Source organism: Sphaerisporangium sp. NPDC051011 (genome assembly GCF_040653595.1).
Lineage (GTDB): Bacteria > Actinomycetota > Actinomycetes > Streptosporangiales > Streptosporangiaceae > Sphaerisporangium.
The window spans coordinates 321,474-337,130 of record NZ_JBFAGG010000010.1 but is presented as its reverse complement, the minus strand read 5'-3'; the positions used below and the strand labels follow the sequence as shown (position 1 = coordinate 337,130).

19 protein-coding genes are annotated in these 15,657 nt (G+C 69.6%); 7 read left to right on the top strand and 12 right to left on the bottom strand.

Annotated elements, in window-relative coordinates; genetic code table 11:
* Window positions 1–341 precede the first annotated feature (341 nt).
* From AB0H21_RS24740 to AB0H21_RS24730, 3 genes are all read right to left on the bottom strand, one after another.
* Window positions 342–914, bottom strand: a complete 573-nt coding sequence (locus AB0H21_RS24740; protein WP_358520607.1) for a gamma-glutamyl-gamma-aminobutyrate hydrolase family protein — start codon at window positions 912–914, stop codon at window positions 342–344.
* Entirely contained in the window at window positions 911–1,069 is a 159-nt protein-coding gene (locus AB0H21_RS24735) for a hypothetical protein (RefSeq protein ID WP_358520604.1), read from the bottom strand. Before AB0H21_RS24735 ends, AB0H21_RS24740 begins: the two co-directional genes overlap by 4 nt.
* Before the next feature lie 93 nt (window positions 1,070–1,162).
* The gene (locus AB0H21_RS24730; RefSeq protein ID WP_358520602.1) at window positions 1,163–1,786 is read right to left on the bottom strand and encodes a class E sortase; all 624 of its coding nucleotides are present in this window, start codon (window positions 1,784–1,786) and stop codon (window positions 1,163–1,165) included.
* Between the two features lie 310 nt (window positions 1,787–2,096).
* Between AB0H21_RS24730 and AB0H21_RS24725 the strand changes: the two genes are divergently transcribed.
* Window positions 2,097–2,342: a cell division protein CrgA gene (locus tag AB0H21_RS24725; protein ID WP_358520600.1), complete on the top strand. Its 246-nt coding sequence runs from the start codon at window positions 2,097–2,099 to the stop codon at window positions 2,340–2,342.
* Between the two features lie 85 nt (window positions 2,343–2,427).
* On the opposite strand, the gene AB0H21_RS24720 is transcribed toward AB0H21_RS24725, so the two are convergent.
* Both AB0H21_RS24720 and AB0H21_RS24715 read right to left on the bottom strand, forming a co-directional pair.
* Complete coding sequence (locus tag AB0H21_RS24720; RefSeq protein WP_358520598.1) at window positions 2,428–3,159, bottom strand: rhomboid family intramembrane serine protease; 732 nt, start codon at window positions 3,157–3,159, stop codon at window positions 2,428–2,430.
* Between the two features lie 345 nt (window positions 3,160–3,504).
* Window positions 3,505–4,026, bottom strand: coding sequence for a peptidylprolyl isomerase (locus tag AB0H21_RS24715; RefSeq protein ID WP_358520652.1), 522 nt, complete (start codon window positions 4,024–4,026; stop codon window positions 3,505–3,507).
* Between the two features lie 237 nt (window positions 4,027–4,263).
* On the opposite strand from AB0H21_RS24715, the gene AB0H21_RS24710 reads away from it, so the two are divergent.
* Window positions 4,264–4,704: a hypothetical protein gene (locus tag AB0H21_RS24710; protein WP_358520596.1), complete on the top strand. Its 441-nt coding sequence runs from the start codon at window positions 4,264–4,266 to the stop codon at window positions 4,702–4,704.
* Window positions 4,705–5,010: 306 nt separating this feature from the next.
* On the opposite strand, the gene AB0H21_RS24705 is transcribed toward AB0H21_RS24710, so the two are convergent.
* The 4 genes from AB0H21_RS24705 to lpdA form a co-directional block, all read right to left on the bottom strand.
* Window positions 5,011–5,430 (bottom strand): DUF6203 family protein, encoded by a 420-nt coding sequence (locus tag AB0H21_RS24705; protein ID WP_358520649.1) that lies wholly within the window; start codon window positions 5,428–5,430, stop codon window positions 5,011–5,013.
* Window positions 5,431–5,552: 122 nt separating this feature from the next.
* A complete protein-coding gene (locus AB0H21_RS24700; protein ID WP_358520595.1) occupies window positions 5,553–6,095 on the bottom strand; it encodes an RICIN domain-containing protein in 543 nt (180 codons plus the stop codon).
* A 119-nt stretch (window positions 6,096–6,214) separates the two neighbouring features.
* Window positions 6,215–6,715 carry an RICIN domain-containing protein gene (locus AB0H21_RS24695; RefSeq protein WP_358520592.1) on the bottom strand — a complete coding sequence of 167 codons (501 nt, stop codon included), beginning with the start codon at window positions 6,713–6,715 and terminating at the stop codon, window positions 6,215–6,217.
* A gap of 176 nt (window positions 6,716–6,891) precedes the next feature.
* Window positions 6,892–8,292 (bottom strand): dihydrolipoyl dehydrogenase, encoded by a 1,401-nt coding sequence (lpdA, locus tag AB0H21_RS24690; protein WP_358520589.1) that lies wholly within the window; start codon window positions 8,290–8,292, stop codon window positions 6,892–6,894.
* A 638-nt stretch (window positions 8,293–8,930) separates the two neighbouring features.
* On the opposite strand from lpdA, the gene AB0H21_RS24685 reads away from it, so the two are divergent.
* From AB0H21_RS24685 to AB0H21_RS24675, 3 genes are all read left to right on the top strand, one after another.
* Window positions 8,931–9,335 (top strand): hypothetical protein, encoded by a 405-nt coding sequence (locus AB0H21_RS24685; RefSeq protein WP_358520587.1) that lies wholly within the window; start codon window positions 8,931–8,933, stop codon window positions 9,333–9,335.
* 173 nt (window positions 9,336–9,508) lie between these two features.
* Window positions 9,509–10,054 carry a DinB family protein gene (locus AB0H21_RS24680; RefSeq protein WP_358520585.1) on the top strand — a complete coding sequence of 182 codons (546 nt, stop codon included), beginning with the start codon at window positions 9,509–9,511 and terminating at the stop codon, window positions 10,052–10,054.
* Between the two features lie 350 nt (window positions 10,055–10,404).
* Complete coding sequence (locus AB0H21_RS24675) at window positions 10,405–10,755, top strand: DUF1801 domain-containing protein (RefSeq protein WP_358520583.1); 351 nt, start codon at window positions 10,405–10,407, stop codon at window positions 10,753–10,755.
* A 55-nt stretch (window positions 10,756–10,810) separates the two neighbouring features.
* On the opposite strand, the gene AB0H21_RS24670 is transcribed toward AB0H21_RS24675, so the two are convergent.
* Both AB0H21_RS24670 and AB0H21_RS24665 read right to left on the bottom strand, forming a co-directional pair.
* On the bottom strand, window positions 10,811–11,785 hold the full coding sequence (locus AB0H21_RS24670) for an RNA polymerase subunit sigma-70 (protein ID WP_358520581.1): 975 nt from the start codon (window positions 11,783–11,785) through the stop codon (window positions 10,811–10,813).
* A gap of 10 nt (window positions 11,786–11,795) precedes the next feature.
* A complete protein-coding gene (locus tag AB0H21_RS24665; RefSeq protein WP_358520578.1) occupies window positions 11,796–12,587 on the bottom strand; it encodes an SDR family oxidoreductase in 792 nt (263 codons plus the stop codon).
* A gap of 183 nt (window positions 12,588–12,770) precedes the next feature.
* Here AB0H21_RS24665 and AB0H21_RS24660 point away from each other — a divergent pair, with 183 nt between their 5' ends.
* Window positions 12,771–13,292, top strand: coding sequence for a hypothetical protein (locus tag AB0H21_RS24660; RefSeq protein WP_358520576.1), 522 nt, complete (start codon window positions 12,771–12,773; stop codon window positions 13,290–13,292).
* An 8-nt stretch (window positions 13,293–13,300) separates the two neighbouring features.
* On the opposite strand, the gene AB0H21_RS24655 is transcribed toward AB0H21_RS24660, so the two are convergent.
* Window positions 13,301–14,164 carry a DUF72 domain-containing protein gene (locus AB0H21_RS24655; protein WP_358520573.1) on the bottom strand — a complete coding sequence of 288 codons (864 nt, stop codon included), beginning with the start codon at window positions 14,162–14,164 and terminating at the stop codon, window positions 13,301–13,303.
* Window positions 14,165–14,458: 294 nt separating this feature from the next.
* Here AB0H21_RS24655 and AB0H21_RS24650 point away from each other — a divergent pair, with 294 nt between their 5' ends.
* Window positions 14,459–15,616: a hypothetical protein gene (locus tag AB0H21_RS24650; RefSeq protein WP_358520570.1), complete on the top strand. Its 1,158-nt coding sequence runs from the start codon at window positions 14,459–14,461 to the stop codon at window positions 15,614–15,616.
* The last annotated feature ends 41 nt before the right edge of the window (window positions 15,617–15,657 follow it).

Sequence of the window (15,657 nt, the reverse complement as noted above, 5' to 3'; positions counted from 1 at the left end):
ACTGACCTGTTCGAGGCGCGGCGGTGTTCTGGAGGAGGAGGGAGGAAGGGGTGAGGAACGAGCCCCTTCCGAGTGACGACGGAAGAACGCCGCCTAAGGGGCGCCTCGAACCCGCCGTGCCGGAGGCGCGGCAATAGGCACTGTTCGAGGCGCGGCCATAGGCACAGCGCCTGAAGGCCCCTTCCCGCCTGGGGAAGGGGCCTTCTCGCGTGCGGGGCACTCCGCAGGCGTCTCAGGGGTTCAGGGGTTCAGGGGTTCAGGGCACAAAAAAGAGGATCTCCGCCGCTCGGGGGCGACGGCGGAGACCCTCAATCGGTTAGTCGTTCAAAGGGCCCCCGGCGTTACACGATCTGAGTGAGCCAATTCCTGAAAAGTTCATGGCCGTGCTCGGACAGCACGGACTCGGGGTGGAACTGCACTCCCTCGACCCGCGCGAGCTTGTGGCGCAGCCCCATGATCACGCCGGTCTCGCTGACGGCGCTTACTTCCAGCACGTCGGGCACGGTCTCCGGGACGACGGCGAGCGAGTGGTAGCGCGTCATGGTGAGCGGTGAGGGCAGCCCCGCGAACACGCCCTTGCCGTCGTGGGAGATCGCGCTGGTGCGCCCGTGCATCAGTTCCGGCGCGCGGGTCACGGCGCCGCCGCAGGCGACGGCGATGGCCTGGTGGCCGAGGCAGACGCCGAGCAGGGGCAGGTCCCGGGGGACACAGTAGTTCACCAAGGGGACGCTGACGCCGGCCGCCTCGGGCGTGCCGGGGCCGGGGCTGACGACCACGCCGTCGAACGCCTCGGCGTCCCGCACCCGGACGTGGTCGCGTGGCCGGACGTCGCAGTCGGCGCCCAGCCCGCGCAGGTACTGGACGATCGTGTGGACGAAGCTGTCATGGTTGTCCACCACGAGCACGCGGGTCATCGTCCTACGGTCACCCTGTCGAGAGGCACATGCGGCTCCAGCATCGGGAACACGACATACCAGAGTACGACCCCCGCGACACCGGTCAGCGCCAGCACCGTGACCAGCTTGACCCCCGTACCGCCGGGGATGGCCCGCCAGATCCATCCGTACATCGGTCCTCCTTCTCGTCCACAGCGTCGTCTGCGGCGCAGAGTCCACAGTGTCGTCCGCGGCGTCGTCCGGGGCCCAGGAGCGGGCGCGGGCCTCTACCGGCGGTCCTGCCGGCCCGACAGGACGCCGAAGACGATCAGGCGCTGCCGGGCCGAGTACTCCGGGTGGCACGTGGTGAGCGTGATCACCGCCTTGCTCGGGGTGCGGCCGGGGTGGCCGGGCACGGGGGCGATGACCTCGACGTCCGCGGGGTCCACGACCTGCTTGCCGGAGACCTTGTAGGTGTAGCGGGCCTCGGGGGCCTCGACGATGATGGCGTCGCCGCGGCGCAGCTCGCCGATCCGGTTGAAGGGGGCCGCGTAGGTCGTGCGGTGCCCGGACAGGACGAAGTTGCCGACCTCGCCCGGGGGGGCCGTCCCCGGGTAGTGGCCGGGCCCCCGGCGCAGGTCCTCGGATGTGACGCCTTCGAGGACCGCGTACTCGTAGTCGCGGCCGAGGCGCGGGATGCGGATGAGCGCCACGGCGTCGCCCAGGTCGATCTTGGCGAGCTTGCCGCCCGTTCTCGCGGCGCGGGAGTGGTCCAGGAGCTGCCGCTTGAGGATGCCCTGGTACCACTCGGTGTAGGAGCTGGTGCCCCACAGCAGGTAGGCGCAGAACAGCAGCATGACGAGCCCGCCGGTGACGCTGAGCTCGCCGCAGGTGCGCAGCAGCATCCTCATGACGTCTCTGGCCGCGTGGCGGCCGGGCCCCCTCTCGGGCGGTCGCCGGGCGTCCCCACGCGCCCCGCGCGGTCAGAGTATCGACGGGGGCGCGTGCGGCGGAGCCGACCAGCGGCGCCTTGACCGGGACTTTGCCGAGGCGGCCCGCGGCTGCGGGATGATTCGGGCGAACGCGGACGAAAGCGTGTTCACTTCGGAATCGCCGATCGCGCTCGCGCCGACTAGGCTTACTTCGGACTTCGTACGCCAGCGATTAGGCTGGCTGCCAGAGCCCGCGCCGCCTGCGCGGGTCCCCACCAGGAGAGCTGCCGTGCCTAAGTCTCACACTCGCAAGAAGGCGGTCTACACCCCGCCCCAGAAGACGCAGCAGGTCAAGGTGAGCCCGCGGTGGCTGGCACCGGTCATGGTCGCCGCATGGATCATCGGCATCCTGTGGATCGCGCTGTTCTACATCGCCCCGACGCTCCCCGGCATCGCCACGCTGGGAAACTGGAACCTTCTGGCGGGCTTCGTCTTCATCATCTTCGGCGTGGTGCTGTCCACCCGCTGGCGTTGATGCGGGCCTGACGAGCCTCTTTCCGGCCGGGGCGGACTTTTTCCACAGGCTTTATCCACAACCTGGGGAAGCAGCCCGCCCCCGCTCAGATGCCCAGCGAGGTGCCCATGGGTGACAGCGTCACCAGGAGCACCACGTAGAGGGCCAGCATCCCGACGACCGTCGCGAGCTGGATCGCCTTGCGGCTACGGGCGGGCGCGTACGCGAACAGCGCCGTCGTCACCACTCCCGCGACCAGCCCGCCCAGGTGGCCCTGCCAGCTGATGTTGGGGATGACGAAGGTCAGCACCACGTTGATGCCGATGAGCCAGAGCACGCCGCGCGCGTCGTAGCCCATGCGGCGGGCGATCACGAACATCGCCCCGAACAGGCCGTAGATCGCGCCCGAGGCGCCCAAGGCCCAGGTGCCGAACAGGTAGATGGCGACGGAGCCGCCGAGCGCCGAGAGCAGGTAGACGGCGCTGAACCGCAGGGAGCCGAGCATCCGTTCGAGCTGCGGGCCGATGGCGTACAACGCCCACATGTTGAACAGGATGTGCCAGAACGACGGCGGCGGCGAGTGCAGGAACGCGCCGGTGAACAGCCGCCACCACTCGCCGGCGGCGACGTGGTCGGCGGACATGGCGAACCTGTTGACGACCTCTTCGGTCCTGAACATCTCAGCGACGTAGGCCAACACGTTGATCGCCATGAGCGTCCACGTCACCACCGGGGTGGTGACGGGCCTTCCGCCGAAGGCCGCCTCGGCGCGGCGCACGGTCTTGTTCCCCTCGCGCACGCACTCGGGGCACTGGTGGCCGACCGAGGCCGCGTTCATGCAGTCGGGACAGATGGACCGGTCGCAGCGCTGGCAGCGTACGTACGTCTCGCGGCCAGGGTGGCGGTAGCACGTAGGAATGTGATCCCCGTGCTGAGCCCCGGGCACGACCGGCTCCTGAGGCCGGTCCGCCGGATTCGGGTGGTCTGGCTGAGTGGTCATCGCCTGTTCGCGGCCCCTTCGCCCGTGCGCTTACTCCACAGACTGCCACCCTATGCAGCCCGCCGAGCGCTCCACGCCGTCAGAACCGCGGAACTCGGCCGGGTCGCGCCGCGAGACGACCGCCCGAGCGGCCGGGGCCGGGTCGCGGCCCGGCCCCCGCGCGCCTCGCGCGACGCGCGCGCGTCAGGACTGGACGCGCTCGATGACGACCTCCTGCAGTACGACCTCGGTGACCGGCCGCTCCTGACGGGTCGGGGTCTTGGAGATCGCGTCGACGACGTCCTGCCCCTCGATCACCTCGCCGAAGATGGTGTGCTTGGTGTTCAGGTGCGGCGTGGGCACGACGGTGATGAAGAACTGCGAGCCGTTCGTACCGCGGCCGAACCGCTTGCCGGCGTTGGCCATGGCGAGCAGGTAGGGCCGGTTGAAGTGCAGGTCCGGGTGGATCTCGTCGTCGAAGTCGTAGCCCGGCCCGCCGATGCCCTGCCCGAGCGGGTCGCCGCCCTGGATCATGAAGCCCTCGATCACCCGGTGGAAGATCGTGCCGTCGTACAGCCGGTCGTTGGACTTCTGCCCGGTCTCGGGGTGCGTCCACTCCCGGGTGCCCTCGGCGAGCTCGACGAAATTGCGCACGGTCTTCGGCGCGTGGTCGGGGAAGAGGCGAAGCTTGATCTCTCCGAGAGAGGTCCGCAGCCTGGCGATCAGGTTTTCAGCCACGAGAGTACTGCCCCCTTCGATGCCCGTTCTATGGGACACATTTGTCGTGTTTTCAGGACTCTGGCGCATTGGCCTACCTGGCATCCTCCCACGCCACTTGGATTGAGCCGCTTTCGATCGGGAAGGTGAGCCTGCGGGGCCCCAAGGACAGGGGAGGCAATCGTGTCCCTGAAGATGAAGAAACGCCGTGTCACCGTCGTCGTACCCGAGACACGGATAGGTCGTGTGAAGACCAAGGCCATGCGGACGGCCGACCAGGTCCGCCCGATCGCGAGCACCGCCCGTGAGGTCGCCTCGCACCGCATCGAGGACGCCCGCGTCTGGGCCGCGCCGAGGCTGGACCGCGCCGCGCAGTCCGTGGAAGAGCAGATCGCGCCGAAGGTCAGCGCGTTCCTCACGCAGGCGGCCGAGGTCATCGACCCGTCACCGTCGATCCGCCGCCGTGGCGGCCGGGCGCGCTGGTCCACCATCGCGCTGCTCGCCGGGTTCGCCGCCTGCGCCGTGGGCATCGTCATCTACCGCAACAACGCCCGCCAGTGGGCCGACTCGATGAAGGACACGTCGGCGGACGCCAGCAGGTGGTCCGGCGAACGGGCCGAGGAGCCGGCGAGAGGGATGAACGAGACGGGTGCGACGGCCGATGAGGCCTCGCGCCGCATGTACTGACCACACGGCCCCTGGCACGCGCCTCCCGGACGTTGATCCGGGGGGCGCGTCCTCGTCCCCGAGAAGCGCGCCTCAGCCCCGTCCAAGGCGTGTTCCGCCTGTCAAGCGGTGTGGGGCGCAGATCTACCGGCGTGCGGCGCCGTATGCGATTCCTTGCGGGACTGAAGGCCGGGGGTTCCTCGCATGACGCCGCTGAATTGGGCACCCCACCCGGCGCTCCTGGCCACCTCACCGCCGCGCCTATCGGGGCCGCGCCTATTGGGGAGGGAATGCCATCCAGACGAGAAAACCCCCGGACGGCGGGCTTCAGGGCCGTCCGGGGCCAATCGGGTAAGAGACGCGGGGGCGCCACGCCCACGGGATCGCCGATCTCGCGGGGGCGCCGGGGTAAGCAGCGGTACGGCGGCGGCCGACGCACGGCGTCCGCACGCGGCCGTCCGGGAAGCGGCCGACCTGGTAGGGACCGACCCGGTTGGGCTCGCCCTGATAGGGCCCGTCCTGATAGCGGCCGTCCTGGACGAAGTAAGGATGCTGGTCGCGGCCGCGGGGCGACGGGCCCGTCGCGGTGTAACGGCCTGCGGGCCGGCGTCCGGGCACGCGCGGCACGTCCGGGCGCGCGGCGGCCTTCCTGGCACGCTGCCTGTGCGTGAACCACCACCCGGCACCGAGGACGGCCAGACCGAACGGCGTACGCGCAAGCCGGCGGGTCACCAGGAGTCGAAGGATCCCTTTCAGGGCTCCTCCCTGTTCCCGCCGTTCCCGCCGTTCCCGCCCCCGCTACCCTCACGACGGAACGCCATTCACCTGCCGCGACGGCGGCCGGACCGTCGCGTGGCCGGTGGCGGGAGTCACAGCTTCCACCTCTGGTTGGTCCCGCGGTTGCAGTCCCACAGGTGGACGCGGGTGCCGTTGCTGCCCACGCTCTTCAGATCTGCGTCGAGGCAGCGGCCGCTGGCCAGGTTGCGGATCACGTGGCCGGCGCGGTCGTACTTCCACTGCTGGTTGACGCGGCCGTCGCAGTCCCACAGCTGGACGCGGGTGCCGTTGGCGCCCAGGTGGCCGCGGTCGGCGTCCAGGCACCGCCCGTTGGAAAGGCTGCGGATCGTGTGGGCCGCCGGGTCGTACGTCCACGCCTGGTTCGCCCAGCCGTTGCAGTCCCACAACTGGATGCGCGTGCCGTTGGAGCCGATACGCCCGAGGTCGGCGTCCAGGCACCGGTCGTCGGCCCGGTTGTGGATGGGCCGGGCGTCGGCCGGGCGGCCACCCGCCGGTCCAGGGCCCACCGCGTCCGCCCCGGCGTCCGCCCGCGCCTCCGCGGGTGCGCCGGCCAGGGCCGCCCAGCCCAGCGCCACCGCGACCACCCCGGTCACGGCGGTGAGGTTCCGTCGCATGCTGCCTCGTCTCCCCTCTCACGGGCGGGTGACTTCAGGGGCTGGTGGCGCGGAGGCGGCGTCCATAGGCGAACGCCGCGATGGCCGCGCACCTGCCGGGTCGCCACCGGACGCCCCGGTCACACCGTCCATTTCTGGTTGGCCCAGCCGTTGCAGTCCCAGAGCTGGACCTTGGTGCCGTTGGAGCCGATGCCGCCGAGGTCGGCGTCGAGGCACCGGCCGTTGTAGAGGCTGTAGATCGTGCGGCTGACGGCGTCGTAGATCCACTTCTGGTTGCTCCAGCCGTTGCAGTCCCAGAGCTGGACCTTGGTGCCGTTGTCGCTGATCGTGTTCAGGTCGGCGTCCAGGCAGCGGCCGTTGTACTGGCTGCGGATGGTGTGGGATTTGACGTCGTAGGTCCATTTCTGGTTGGTGAAGCCGTTGCAGTTCCAGAGATGGACCTTCGTGCCGTTGCGCGCGATGGTGTTGAGGTCGGCGTCCAGGCATCGTGAGCCGCCGCCGTTGCGAATCGGCCCGGTCTTCGCCTCGGCGGCGGCGCCGGCCGTCGACCCGGCGACGACGGCCGCGCATCCGAGCACCGCGATGAGCCCGCGGGCCGCCCGGGTGAGGTTCCTTCGCATCGCGTCTGGTTCTCCTCTGCACATCTCGCACGCATACGACTACTCTCCGTAGCCGAACTTACACGCGAGGTGATCGAATCGAGCCGGACGACACGGCGGGGGTTGGTCAGGAAGCGGCGCGGACGACTCCGCGCCGGCGACCTGGCGAAGGTGACTCCGGTGACGCGCCGGGCGCGTCACATGTTGATCATGTGGCCGGCGAGGCCGTGGATCGCCTCCTTGACGGCCTCTCCCAGCGTCGGGTGGGCGTGGACGTTGCGCGCCACCTCGTTGACGGTGAGGTCCCACTGCTGGGCCAGGGTGAGCTCGGGCAGCAGCTCGGTGACCTCGGGGCCGATGAGGTGGGCGCCGAGCAGCTCGCCGTACTTCGCGTCGCTGAGGATCTTGACGAAGCCGGTGGCGTCGCCGAGGCCGTGCGCCTTGGCGTTGGCCGTGAAGGGGAACTTCGCGACCTTCACGTCGAAGCCCTTCTCCCGCGCCTGGGCCTCGGTGTAGCCGAAGCTCGCGATCTGCGGCTGGCAGTACGTCGCCCGGGGGATCATGACGTACTCGAGCTCCATGGTCTCGGCGCCCCCGATCGTCTCGGCGGCGATGATGCCCATGGCCTCGGCCGCGTGCGCCAGCATGAGCTTGGCGGTGACGTCGCCGATGGCGAAGATGTGCGGCACGCTGGTACGGCACAGGCCGTCCACGTCGATGGCGCCGCGGTCGGTCAGGCGCACGCCGGTCTTCTCCAGGCCGTAGCCGTCGACGCGCGGCTGGAAGCCGATGGCCTGCAGCACCTTGTCGGCCTCCAGCGTCTGCCGCTGGTCGCCGCGGGACACCGTCACGCGGACCTTGCCGCCGGACTCGTCGATGCCCTCCACACGGGTCGAGGTCATGACCTCGATGCCGAGCCGCTTGTACCGCTTGGCCAGTTCCACCGACACCTCCTCGTCCTCCAGGGGGACGAGACGGTCGAGGAACTCCACGATCGTCACCTTCACCCCGTAGGCGCTCAGGACGTAGGCGAACTCCACGCCGATGGCCCCCGCGCCCGCGATGATGATGCTCTCGGGAAGCGCGTCGGTGAGGATCTGCTCCTCGTACGTCACGACACGGTCGCTGAGAGAGGTGCCCGGCAGGAGCTTGGTGGTGGCGCCGGTCGCGATGATGCAGTTGTCGAAGGTCACCGTCTCGGTGCCGCCGCCGTTCACGGCCACCTCGAGGGTGTTCGGGTCGGTGAACGTGCCACGGCCGTCGTACTCCGTGATGCCGTTCTTCTTCATGAGGTAGTGGACGCCCTTGACCCGGCCGTCGGCGACCTTGCGGCTGCGCTTGAACGCCTCGGCGTAGTCAAAGGTCACCTGGCCGTCCACACGGATGCCGAACGTCTTGGCCTCGTGGGTGAACAGGTGGGCGAGCTCGGCGTTGCGCAGCAGCGCCTTGGAAGGGATGCATCCCACGTTGAGGCACACGCCGCCCCAGTAGCGTTCCTCGACGATCGCCGCGCTGAGCCCGAGCTGTGCGGCCCGGATCGCGGCGACGTACCCGCCCGGACCGGCCCCGACGACAACGACGTCATAATGAGCAGTCATGCTCCGGACCATATGACTACCGGAGGGGTGCCGCCCAACCGGGGTGCGTGGCGTCCCACCCGTCGTCCCACCCCGTGCGGCCGTCCCCGGCCGGCGCGACCTCTCGGACGAAGCATCCCGTTCAGTACGCAACGGACACAGCTCAGAAAACGGCTTAATCTCCAATAAAGCCTGGCTTTGACATCAGATCTCGGTTTTCCCCCTTCTCTCTCTTTCTCCCTCAAATGCAGTGGAACCCCGACGCGTCCAGCCGTTGACCCGTTACGCGCATATCCCCCCGATCTTCGTGAGACGGTGGCCCGCCATCCCGCGCCCGTCCTCCAAAAAGGCCTGCGGCGACGGGCTTTTCGACGGTGGCGCCGTGCGATGGGCGTCGTTACCAGGTACGTCGACGTACGGGATGATCAAGTCGATCATGTCGGCGGAAGTCGGGAAATTTAGAACCGAAGGCCACAACAAGAGCTTAAGCACATAGCAAAAGTAGTAGTTATTCGTTTGTCGCTCGTCCCACCCGGAAAAAAGACAACTGTGAAGACCTCCACAGTCATCACAGCATTCACGGCTATCTGCGTGGATGCCATCGAAAGGCAACCGATGTCGTCCCAGGGGGATACGCAATGCCCAAGCTCAAGAAATTCGTGAGCACGCTTACGATCGGCGCCGCACTGACCACCGGCATAGTCGGCCTAGGCGCCGTGGCCACGACCAGCGGCGCCGACGCGGCGACCGTCATGAGCCTGCCCAGCTCGGGCGACGACAGGGACTACGCGAGGGACTACGCGCTCAACCGCAACCGCAACCACGCCAACCGCAACTGGAACCGGAACCGGGCCTGGGCTCGCAATTGGAACCGCTCGCTGGCCCGCAGTTGGGCCCGGTCCTGGGCCCGCCACTTCAACCGGAGCCACAGCCGCAGCCACAACAGCAACCGTCAGGCCCAGACGATCAACCTCCGGCTCGTCTTCCCGAACGCGACCGGGGGACCGGTGACGGCGACCTCCACCTCCGACTCCCTCTCCCGCACCCGCACGCCGAAGTCCTGAGCACGGCCGCCCGTGTTCCCCGCCGCCATGGCCGCCGCGTCCGCGCGGGCGGCGGCCGACATGGCGACGCGGGGAACACGGGCACCGGCCCTCGTCACGAGCCAGCCTCGCCGCCTTCGCCCGGGAACCGGCCGGGGCGGGGTTTTGTCGGTGGCCTCTGGCAAGCTCCCGGCATGGCTGAAATTCCCGCCGAGAACTACGCCCAGGCCTGGGGTGACGATCTTCGTACTCCGCTGCCGCTCACCGGCGACGAGCGCGAGACCCTGACCAGCTCCCTCGACTGGCACCGCGGCACGTTCGAGCTCAAGTGCGCCGGCCTCCCGGCGGAACGCCTGTCCGAGAAAGCCATCCCGCCGTCCGGGCTCAGTCTGCACGGCCTCCTCCGGCACCTCACGGGCGTGGAGCGCTGGTGGTTCCGCATCCAGTTCGCCGGCGAGGACGTCCCGCTTCTCTACTACTCCGATGACGACCCGAACCAGGATTTCGACTCCCTGGACGGCGACCCCGCCGAGGCGTTCGAGCTCTGGCGGGCGGAATGCCGGCGCTCCCGCGAGATCGTCGCCGCGGCGGCGAGCCTGGACGCGACCGGCGTGCAGAAGTCCACCGGCAAGCCGATCTCGCTGCGCCGCATCCTGGTGAACATGCTGGCCGAGTACGCTCGCCACAACGGCCACGCCGACCTGCTGCGCGAACGCATCGATGGCGCCACCGGTTACTGACCCCTGATATACACCGCGCGGTGGGCGCGAATCCCGATAATGAGAAAACGTCCCGCCCGGTGAATGCCTCCGCCACCGGCCGGCCGCTGGGGTTCGCACGGGTTCGCACGGGGTGAATCAACCCTACTCCACCCCTGTTCACCACACCGTCCGGTGACAGAGCCCCTGCAGACGGCCATCTTCCTGCGCGATGCTTGACGCGGCGGAACGCTCGACTCGGGCAGAGCGCCATATCGTGAGCTATCGCGTAGGCGCTTTCGCTTATCGAAGCGGCAATGAAATAAGAGCGGAGCCATGACGACGCCGGTCTCTTCTGATGAGAAACCACGGAATGAGCAAGGAGGCTCGCGATGAGCAGCAAAGAAGTAGACGAGTTCGTGAAGACCAAGGTGCTCCCCCAGCACCAGAGCATCGTGGAAAAGCTGCGCTCCCTCATGAAGGAGAACGCGCCCTCCTCCGAGGAGATCATCAGCCGCGGCTCCCCTGCGTGGAAGGCCAACGGCAACCTGGCGATCATCAGCACCAGCAAGACGCACATCACGTTCGCGTTCACGCGCGGCGCCGAGTTCAAGGACACCCACGGCCTGCTGGACGGCATCGGGAAGACGACCCGCCACGTCAAGATCAAGACCCTGGAGTCGCTGAACGAGGCCGCCCTGATCGACTACATCAAGCAGGCCGTCAAGCTGGACGAAGAGTAGGCCCGGCGGTCCGCGCCCGCCGGGCCGGGACGCGGCCGGTCTCCGCGCGAGACCGTCAGCCCTCCCGATAGACCGGCGGAAGGCCGAACCTCGGGAACAAGGTGTGGTCGAAGGTGGTGATCTCGGCTACGAGCCCGTCCTCGACGCGCACCACATCGAGCTTGAACGCCCTGAACTCGGTCTCGCCGTGCGGCCGCAGGTAGCTCGCGGCCGCCGGCATCCGGTTCGCCCGGGTGGGCAGCAGGCGCCAGTGGCCGGGCGCGGTGAGGCCCTCCTCCAGCAGCGGCGCCACCATCGCCCGCCCCCGGTACAGCATCGGCAGCGGCGGCATGGTGATCCTGATGTCCTCGCGCATCATCGCCACGGCAGACTCGGCGTCGGCGCGCTCGTGCGCGTCGATGAGGCGTCGCAGCAGCGCCTGCTCGGTCTCGCTCGGCTCGGCGACGGGCCGCACCGGGCGGTTCTGTCTCACGGTCGCGCGGGCCCGCTGCAGCGCGCTGTTGGCCGAGGCCACCGTGAGGTCCAGCGCCTCGGCCGTGTCGGCGGCCGACCATTCGAGCACGTCCCGCAGGATCAGCACCGCCCGCTGCTTCGGCGGGAGCAGTTGGATCACCGCGAGGAAGGCGAGCTCGATCGTCTCCCTGGAGACGATCATCGCCTCCGGCTCGTCCCCGTCCGCGGCGATCTGGTCGAGCAGGTCGTCCGGGTACGGCTGCAGCCAGGGGACGTCCGCGAACGACGTGATCGACCGCACCCGCTGCCGGGACCGGTCGATGCACGCGTTCGTCGCGATCTTGTACAGCCAGGCGCGGAACAGCGGCCCGCCCTGGAAACCGTCACGCCGCCGCCAGGCCCGCAGGAACGTCTCCTGCACCAGGTCCTCGGCCTCCTCGAAGGAGCCGAGCATGCGGTAGCAGTGGACGTGCAGCTCGCGGCGGTGCCGCTCGACGAGGGCGGCGAACGCCGGCTCGTCGCCCGCCAGCGCGGCGACGACGGCGTCCCCCTCGGTGTCGCCCGAAGCCGATCGCACGGGGTAGACCCTAGCCCGCGACGAGGCCACAGGTCACGTTGACGATCGTCCCGGTGATGCCCGCGGCCCGGTCCGACGCCAGGAACGCCGCGGTTTCGGCGACCATGGCGAGCCTCGGGGCTCGCTTCAGCATGGTCATCCCGGCCATCATCTGCTCGAACACCGCCGGATCGAAGTCCGTCATCGCCTCGTTGACCTCCACGACCTTGTCCCGGGTCATGGTCTCGACCACCCCGGCCGTGTGGATGCCGACGACGCGCACGCCGCTCGGCCCCACCTCGGCCGCCAGGTACCGCAGGAACGTCTCCACCGCGGCGTCCGCCGGGCCGGTACTGCCCATCATGGGAGCGGTGCCACGAGAGGAACCGCTGGTCACGGTCAGGATGACGCCGGAGCCGCGGGACGCCATGTGGCGGGCGGCGGCGCGCGCGGTGTGGAAGTTCGCCAGCAGGCCGTTTGTCACCGCCCGGGTGAGGTCGGATCCGGACATGTCGACCAGCGGGATGCCCTGGACGTCTCCGCGCGAGACGAGGTTGAACGAGACGTCGATGCCGCCCGCCGTGGCCACGACGGCCTGGGCGTGCTCGTCGACCGCCCGCTCGTCGAGCGCGTCCACCTCGGCGACCTCGGCCACGCCGCAGGCGGCCCTGACGTCCTCGGCCACCGCCTCGAGGGTCTTGCGGGTGCGCCCGGCGAGGAAGAGCCTGGCCCCCTCCTGGGCGAAGGTCAGCGCCACACCCCGGCCGATGCCGCCGCCGGCGCCGTAGATGATGACGTTCTTGTCTTGAAGAAGTTGTGCCATGCCCCCTATAACGACGCCTTCGCGCCGAACTCATCGGTTCTGCGGAAAAATCTTGAAAACTCCGGCTCCGGTCCCGACGTTCACGCCCACTACGTGTACCGCATCGACCGGTGATCCCCTCTCGCCGGCGAAGAGCATGAGGTCAAGGTGAACCTTTCCGGGGACGGGTGAGTCTCACAGGACGTGAAAACTCTCATGCGCGCCCTCATCGCCGGCGGCGCGGCCACCGCCGTCGCCCTGTCGTCCGGGACGGCCGCCGACGCCGCCTCCATCCCGAAGTACAAGGCCCCGAAGGTCTTCGGCACCACCTTCCAGGCCGACCCCGGGCACGACTTCACCAAGCACATCAGCCCCCGCCACGACGGCATCCTGCGTGGCTGGATCACCTACGTGAGCGGGACGACGGCCGAGTACGCGCCCATCAAGTGGAAGAAGGGCAAGATGACCGAGGGCTGGTTCGTCGGCCCGCCGGAGGGCAGCACGATGGCCTACTCGTCGCGCGTCTCCAAGAAGGTCGTCTTCCTGTCGGCCTTCGGGTGCAAAGCCGAGCTCGGCGAGCTCACGGTGAGCCGGAACACCGGGCTCGGCGCCAAGCAGTGCTCACGGAGCGTCCTGCTCAAGCGGCACGCCGAGGGCGGCCGGCCTTCGCTGATCACCGTCTACCGCGGCGAGATCGTCAAGGTGCAGGAGATCTACACCCCCTGATCCAGTGGTCAGAAGAGCGTGAGCGGCTCGGCCGGCATCGGCTCGAGTAGCGGCTCGGGCAGCGGCTCCACTCCGGGCACGAGGCTCCGCACCTCGTCGTGGAAGCGCCGGGCCAGCGCCGGCGCCTCGGAGTTGTCCGGCGTGTGGATGAACACCGTCGGCGAGCGGCCTTCGCGCAGCCACTCGCCGACCGTGCCGACCCAGTACCGCCAGCCCTCCACCGTGCGGGCGACGTCGTCCCGGCCCATGTAGCGGACGATCGGACGGTCGGTGAGCGCGGCCGACCGGCGCGGGAGCCGCGGCTTCCTCGTCCACGCCTCGCGCTCGGCGTCCGTGGTCGGCGGGGTCTCGAAGAACGCCGTGGTGTCGAACGGCACCCACTCGGCGCGGGCGCCGGCGAGGACCTTCTCCAGCGTCCCCGCCGACCGCGCGTCCTCGAAGAACGCGCGGTGACGCACCTCGACGGCGTACTGCAACGAGCCGGGAAGCCCGCGCAGAAAGCCCGCCAGCGCGCCGACGTCGCCCGGCGCGAACGACCCGGGCAGTTGCACCCAGAGGGCGTGCAGGCGCGGGCCGAGCGGCTCCATCGTGTTCAGAAACGCCAGGAGCTCGTCCTCGATGCCGGTGAGGCGGCGCTCGTGTGTGATCGTCTTGGGCAGCTTGACGACGAACCGGAAGTCGGGCGGGGTCTGCCGCGCCCACGACTCCACCGTGCTCCGCGCCGGCACCGCGTAGAAGGTCGTGTTCCCCTCCACGGCGTTGCACCAGCTCGCGTAGCCCTTCAGGCGCTCGCCGGGCGGAAGGGGCTGGGGCAGGAACCGTCCCTGCCACGACGCGTGTGCCCACATCGCGCATCCCACATGTAGCCGCATCCCCCGACGCTATCCAAGGCCACCACCGGATGAGACCGAACCCCGGACCGGAAAGGGGCGCCACGTCCGACGCGGAAACCCGGTTGCGGGGCCGGCGTTCCCCGCCTGGCATGACGCGCCACCGTGGTGCTCCGGCACGGCCCCTCGCCGAAGGTAAGCCGGCCTGCCGCGGGCGGCAGGGGCGGATCGCGGCCGCCGGTAGAGCACGGCCTCCACCTGATCTGGGGGGGCGTCCGCGACTCCGGCGCGGCGGGAGGCGAATACTGGTCCCAGGACCAGCGAAGGGGGTGTCGCATGATCACCACAGAGACGATCAGCCGGATCACCCGCTTCAACGGGGGCGAAGTGCCCGTGGTCTCGTTGTACGCGAAGGCGGGGCAGGACGGCCCCGCCGCCCTGCGCACCCAGGTCAACAGCCTGCTCCATGAGATCCGCCCGCTCACGGAGGACGCGTCGCTCGGACGGCCCGCGCGCCTGTCGGTACGCGGCGACATCCAGCGCATCGAGGGCCTGGAGGGCCTCGAACGCATGGGACCCGGCGCGGTGGCGATCTTCTCGTGCAGCGAAGGCGACTTCTTCGAGCAGGTCAACCTGCCGCGCGGCGTCCGGGACCGGGTCGTGGTAGGCGCCACGCCATGGGTCCGCCCGATGTTGGCGGTGCTGAACGAGTACCACCCCGCCTGCGTCCTGGTGGTGGACCGGCGTTCCGCGCAGGCCTGGGAGCTGTACCAGGACGAGATGCGGGAGATCCGCGAGTTTCGGGACCCGGCCCTGCGCAAGCCCAACTACGCGGGCTGGTACGGGCTCATGGAGCACCGCGTGCGCAACCGCGCCGACGACCTGACCAAGCGGCACTTCCGCAACGTCGTGCGGGTGCTCGACGAGCTGTTCCGCGCCGGGGGCCACGAGCTGCTGATCGTCGGCGGGCATCCGGAGGAGGTCCCGAACTTCCTGGAGTTCCTCCCTTACGATCTCCGGCCGAAGGTCGCCGGGACCTTCACGATCGATGCTTGGACGGCCACGCCGACCGACATCCGGCACAGCGCCGAGCGCATCGTCGAGCAGTACGAGCGCGACGAGGAACGGCGGCGGGTCGCCGAGGTCATGGAGGCGGCGGCTATGCGCAGGCCGGTCGCCCTGGGCCTGGACGAGTGCCTGTGGGCCGGTTCCGTCGCCGCGGTGCGGACCCTGCTGGTCCAGGAGGGCGCGACGGCCCCGGGCGTCGTGTGCGACGAGTCGGGCTGGCTGGCGACCTCGGGCGACACCTGCCCGCTGTGCGGCCGGGCGACCCGCCGGACGCCGGACGTCATCGACGACCTGGCCCAGGCCGTGATCGACGAGAGCGGCGCGGTCGAACACGTCCTCGCCGACACCCAACTCAAGGCCCACAACGTGGCCGCCGCCCTCCGCTTCCCGCTACCCCGGCGAGCCCCGCAGGACACTCTTACCTGACGGCCCCGGTGCGCGTCGTACCTGAGCGCGTCGCCGACCTT